The sequence below is a fragment of the Alkaliphilus peptidifermentans DSM 18978 genome, from assembly GCF_900101495.1.
In the GTDB taxonomy this organism is placed as follows: Bacteria; Bacillota; Clostridia; order Peptostreptococcales; family Natronincolaceae; genus Alkaliphilus_C; species Alkaliphilus_C peptidifermentans.
On record NZ_FMUS01000058.1, the window covers coordinates 1 to 5496 of the forward strand.

Sequence of the window (5496 nt, forward strand, 5' to 3'; positions counted from 1 at the left end):
TAGAAGCTGCATAATTAGTTTGGCGTAGCGAACTATTTACATTGAGTGTGGGTATGGTAGGCTTGATAAGAGGCCAATCTTTATTAATTTATAAGATGCCTCAAAAGATTGGAACCATAGCCACAGAGGCTCAATGTCACTAGCAAACGGTTAGTTGGAAATATATGTTTAAGTTGACCCTATAACTAATTACTAGTTAATTGACGGTACCAAATGGTAAAAAATAACTTTAAAAGAATTATATGGACTTTATTAAAAATGATAAATTAGAAAAATTTCAATTAAGTTTGTAATTTTAAGTAAACAGGAGCAATGTACATTTATATGTGTCCAGTTAGGCTATACCACTCCAAGGGTAAACCCTTGCTCCGCAAGTCCTTGATATTTCCCACAAAAAAGCAGACACACATATCAACGTAAATGTGGAGTTTGGCTAAGGTGAAGGGAAAATTCCTGTGGGCAAGATTGTTAAAAAAGCTAGTAAGAATTCATCAAAATCCAGTAAAAGCAAGGATAGTCAATGTTTCTTAAGATTATCCATGGAGTAGCTATCATCAATATTTATTAGAATATGCCCAAGTAGGTTCCTTTATAGATGCTGAGTTAATAAAATGATACTTTTCAAATCTTAATGATTTTGAACACTATATGAATGCTGAGACAGAAGAAGAGTTTTTATGTACAAGTCTGTAGAGAAAAAATTCACAGATACTGATATAAAAGAGATCATTGAAAAGGAAATAAAAATAGATGTACTGATGCAATTGCCAATTGAAAAGAGAAATAAATATATAAAGGATATCTATCAACATACAGCAGTTAGTATTAGACAACTAGCTAAGGTATTAGGGACAGGGAAAGGTATAGTTGAAAAAGCTGTGAGAAGTAGTTAAATCTAAAATAAGGGAGACGAGCGAAACGTCAGACTGTCTCTATATAATTGGAGCTACCATAACTAAGGAAGAAGCTCCTGATGCTGAAGTATGTCTATACTAAGATTTTCTATGTCAAGCATACCTGCATAAGAAAGCTTAGAACTATATGTGATTTGGACCAGATATCCTTATAATAAAACTTTGGGCAAGCGATTTTAGACTTGCCATGCTTTAAAATAATTATGGGATGGGTTGAGTTAGCGAAACTAATATTGAACCAAAGCCATACTAGAGTACAACTTGAAGTCTCATAAAAAACAGCCAATCGGAAAGGAATTTTTCACCTCGTCCGTTAGGCTGTAGCTAATCTTGATGATTACGGTGTGGTACAGTTTTTTAAGGTTCTGCTCAAAATGCTTATTAGGTGCACTTTTTACTTCGCTGCTTTATTTACAAAATCAACTTCATATCTCCACTCGCCGTATTTTTGCTCGTTATCGGTTATGGTTCCGTCTGTAAGAGTGATGCGCAAAACAATAGAGTTTGGGTCATCTTCGCCACCATGCTCATCAAACCAAACAAAAACTTTTTTCATCTTCGCTCTAATTTCTGCGTTTTTTTCGTCTTTAACCCAGCCGAGATTTTCAGCCGTACCATTAGCTGCAAACCAATCAAGCCCACAAATGGCAACTTCGTTATTTTTCTCGATTTCGAGCATTTTGCTTTTTTTTGCTCCTGTAGATACATAAAATACGCCATTCTCATAATACGCGCTAACCATACGATTAGAGAGACGGGGAGTGCCTGCTGCGTTTGCGGATAATGCTATGGTTGCAAGCCCAATAACATTGTCCTTGTTGGCGTTTCCGCAGCGTTCTTCCATAAGTTTCATTGCATTTTCGTACTTGTTCATTTTAATTCCTCCAGTAATATGTTATTTTTATGTTGTGCAAAATTAGTTATTTCTTTCGCAAACATGACAACTCTTGATCAAACCACGCTTCGATGCCATCGCTTATATCTAAAACAGAATCATCGAGTGGAATACAAAGCCCTTTGCAACCTCCATCACAAACCGCGCTAACACCTCTTCTTTTTCCACAACCATATCCCTTTGCAATTATCTCCTGCAAAGGCAAGGGTAATTTTTTTATAGTGTCAGCGTATTCATGTGTATTTCCCGCTTTGACGGTTATTTCAAAACCATTATTAAGAGATGTATTAATTCCCCATATCTCTTTTCTCCCATGAAAATACATAATCTTTATCCAAAAATCCTTTATTATTACATCGCATTTAAGCCCTTTATCTATATGAAGTTGATGTAGCCGCATTATAAAATCCTGCACATTCTCGGATAAATGCCTTATAGTTTCTTTTAAGATGGAAGCAACATCTGTTTCAACTTTTTTCAATACTCTATAATCGCATCGTAATAAAATATCAAGAGTATCACGAACCCCATCTGTGTCAAATTCAATCTCGGCTATTGCCATAGCTTTCAAGCCAGTCAACATGGCAGGATTATCAGGATATGAAATTTTTATAGTTTCTACTTCTGATAATTTTTGCCTCTTTTTGCTTAGATCTATTCCATCAACACATACGCCACAATCAGTTAAGAACCGTAAACATTCAATATTTTTAGAATCAGATACTTTTTCATAAAAAATACTGCTTCCGGTAATGAGAGCCTCAGCGTCCTCAGTCAACACGCCATAAAAGCCTATATTTCTCAATAAATACTTTATATTGTTGAGAAATGGATAGCACAGCGAAATAGTAATGCGGTTTTCAAATGGATGAGCAATTTTCTTATAATTGTCATACAAATCGCCTTCCTCAATTAAAACGTCGCAAAGCTGATGTAAAAAGGCTCTGAACGCAAGAACTCCTTCCCGGATGTTTTCCTCATTTGAAATATCTTCAAAAACAGGTTTAATTGCGTATGCTTCAAGTGATTCCGGCAAAATAATACTTTTTATATGTTTTGCCATATCTGCCAGTGTCTTCCGCATTTTTTTCACCTCCTTAAACATCATCTTTTAGCTTTATAAGGAAATATCTGTGCATTTGATAATAACCAAGCCCCTATTCTATGTCCTATTCTCCTAAAATTTATTGTTGTAATTTTTATTACCTGTTGTTAATAATACAACAATAAAGATGACAACTGTGTGTCATCTTAGAAAAGTTATTTTAAATATTTTTTTGAAATAAGGAGAGCTTTTTCATTAATAATATCCCGTATATGTTTTGGCTCCAACACTTCGGCATATTCCCCGAAAGAAAGAATAAATCCGTACATTCCATTATCTTCGGGTTCTCCTCTTTGCGTTACCGTTAAACTGCCGTCATCATTCTTTACTATATCTTCTTCGCTGTAAAAGTCATATACCCGATATGCCATCTCGGGTGCAATGTTCATAACAAGCGTGACTCTGTCATGAAATGTATCGGTTTGCTCGTGACATTCGCTTTCAGTGAGTAAATCCCGCTCCGTGAATTTTTCATCGGTAACTGTAAAATTTCTTGTCCTTGAGAGTTTGAACAGTCTGACACCTTGCTTTACAAGGCAGAAGCCGTTGAAATACCAAGAATGTGCTTTAAACCACATGTGAAGCGGTTCTACACGCCTGTGAGTTTTTTCGCCTTTTGAATTATAATAGTCAAACTCTATAATGTGTTTTTTAAAAATCGCATTTTTAATATCGGAAAAGTCACGAACTCCGCCGCCGTCTCCCCAACTAGAAAAATCAACACTAAACCAGTTAGGCGGAGATTTTTTAAAGAAGGTGCTTAGTTTTTGCAACACTTGCTCTGTTTCTTCTGTTTTTACCGCTGAAAGACCTTGCAAAGCCGATAAAATCTCGTTTTGTTCATGCTCGGTAATGATAGATTTATTCAGCACAAAGCTATCCGTCAATTTATAACCGCCTTTGCTCCCCTTTTCCGAATAAATAGGAATCCCCGAAAGGCTTAATGTGTCTATATCCCGAAAAACAGTACGCTTAGATACTCCCAATAGTCCGGCAAGTTCTTTTGCGGTGACAATCTTTTTGTCAAGTAAGTAATAAACAATCTTAAACAACCGTTCTATTTGCATTTTTAATATCTTTCTTTCTATATGGAATATTGTGCAAAATATAAATTACCAAATCCACGCCGCCAAGATTTCATCAGCGCAGATATCAAAAACTAACCTATGAGAACCAGTATACCACAAAAACATCGGAGTTCAATCCATTAGGCAAAAATAAATTGCCCCCATTTTTCATCGTAAATCATCTCCTCCCTAAAACCTAAATGGTAGGTCACTTTAAATAATAGGTTGAAATCCTTGTATTTGTGCATGTACGCCTAAAAATGGCCATGTTCACACTTGTGCTTTATATAGGATTATGATAAGAATTGTGATTGATTAGGAGGTGAAATATATTAATTGAAGAAGATGTTTTACTTTTGTAAAAATTTTGAAAAATACTTTACTTATATTGGTAACTACTGTATAGTTTTTTATGTATTACAGACATTTGAGGAAGTTAGAAAGTCACTAAATGATATCTATGAAGCTGTAGTGGCCGTACTCAAAAAATACTATTAAATAATAAAAATCAAGCAGGAGGGTCAGATGGAAAACTTAATGAGATTTACAACACAGTTAGCCATGCTTTCCAGCCTGCTTGATGAAAAGATGATTTCAGAAAAGGAATTCATTAAGATCAAAGCTGAGCTGGAAAGAAAATACAAAATTAAGCGAGGTTTATGTGGTTGAGTTTTCACCACTGTGTTAAAATTATCATGATAAGTAGGAACATAGATGAGCTATCTGGAATTTACCGGATAGTTCACTTTGAAAAAGTCAGACTGTGTCTGACGAATTGATTAATAAATTACGGAAATGGGGGATAATGTGGAGAATAAAACATATATTCTTATTTACCAATTGGAAGACGGTAAAACAAAAATTGACGTAAGGCTTGAAAATGAAACCGTATGGATGACACAGAAGGCTATTGCTGAGCTTTATCAAAAAGGTGTGATTACCATTAATGAACATATAAAAAATATTTATGCAGAAGGTGAACTTGAAGAAAATCGAACTATTCGGGAAAACCGAATAGTTCAAACCGAGGGAAATAGAGAGGTTGAGAGAACGGTACGTTTTTATGACCTAGAATTAATCATTGCCGTTGGCTATCGTGTACGTTCCAGCAGAGGTACACAATTTAGACGATGGGCAACTGAAAGATTAAATGAGTACTTAGTCAAAGTGGATTGTCAACACTAAATTAGACAGTTTTTATAAGGTTATGCTCTCTAAATTCTACTGGGCTTAAATAGCCTAATGTTGAATGTATTCTATAATTATTAAACCAATTAACGTAATCAGCTAGATTCATCTGAAGCTCATCTAAATTCTCAAAGTGGGTGTTATTTGTAAACTCAGTCTTAATTATTTTAAAGGTAGCTTCAGCTACGGCATTATCATAGGGGCATCCCTTCATACTCAGAGAACGTTTGATTTTAAAGGCATCTAGGACTTCATCTATTATCTTGTTCTTGAATTCTTTACCTCTATCTGTATGAAATAATGTAATGGAATCTAATCTTGTTTTTA

The 5496-nt window shown here is 35.0% G+C and carries 7 protein-coding genes; 3 read left to right on the plus strand and 4 right to left on the minus strand.

Going from position 1 to position 5496, the window contains the following annotated elements; all coding sequences use genetic code 11:
- Positions 1 to 677 precede the first annotated feature (677 nt).
- Positions 678 to 893, plus strand: a complete 216-nt coding sequence (locus BLP68_RS21060) for a hypothetical protein (protein ID WP_091547716.1) — start codon at positions 678 to 680, stop codon at positions 891 to 893.
- 415 nt (positions 894 to 1308) lie between these two features.
- Here BLP68_RS21060 and BLP68_RS21065 read toward each other — a convergent pair whose 3' ends face one another.
- The 3 genes from BLP68_RS21065 to BLP68_RS21075 all read right to left on the minus strand — a co-directional run bounded on the left by BLP68_RS21065 (position 1309) and on the right by BLP68_RS21075 (position 3981).
- On the minus strand, positions 1309 to 1788 hold the full coding sequence (locus BLP68_RS21065) for a pyridoxamine 5'-phosphate oxidase family protein (protein WP_091547718.1): 480 nt from the start codon (positions 1786 to 1788) through the stop codon (positions 1309 to 1311).
- A 46-nt stretch (positions 1789 to 1834) separates the two neighbouring features.
- On the minus strand, positions 1835 to 2893 hold the full coding sequence (locus tag BLP68_RS21070) for a hypothetical protein (RefSeq protein WP_091547719.1): 1059 nt from the start codon (positions 2891 to 2893) through the stop codon (positions 1835 to 1837).
- Positions 2894 to 3069: 176 nt separating this feature from the next.
- The gene (locus BLP68_RS21075; RefSeq protein WP_091547721.1) at positions 3070 to 3981 is read right to left on the minus strand and encodes a helix-turn-helix transcriptional regulator; all 912 of its coding nucleotides are present in this window, start codon (positions 3979 to 3981) and stop codon (positions 3070 to 3072) included.
- A 525-nt stretch (positions 3982 to 4506) separates the two neighbouring features.
- Between BLP68_RS21075 and BLP68_RS21925 the strand changes: the two genes are divergently transcribed.
- Entirely contained in the window at positions 4507 to 4650 is a 144-nt protein-coding gene (locus BLP68_RS21925; RefSeq protein WP_176759146.1) for an SHOCT domain-containing protein, read from the plus strand.
- Positions 4651 to 4788: 138 nt separating this feature from the next.
- Positions 4789 to 5166, plus strand: a complete 378-nt coding sequence (locus tag BLP68_RS21080) for a virulence RhuM family protein (protein WP_207647959.1) — start codon at positions 4789 to 4791, stop codon at positions 5164 to 5166.
- 1 nt (position 5167) lies between these two features.
- Here BLP68_RS21080 and BLP68_RS21085 read toward each other — a convergent pair.
- Positions 5168 to 5496, minus strand: a 329-nt coding sequence (locus BLP68_RS21085) for an IS3 family transposase (protein ID WP_143003148.1), incomplete at its 5' end; no start/stop codon positions are given.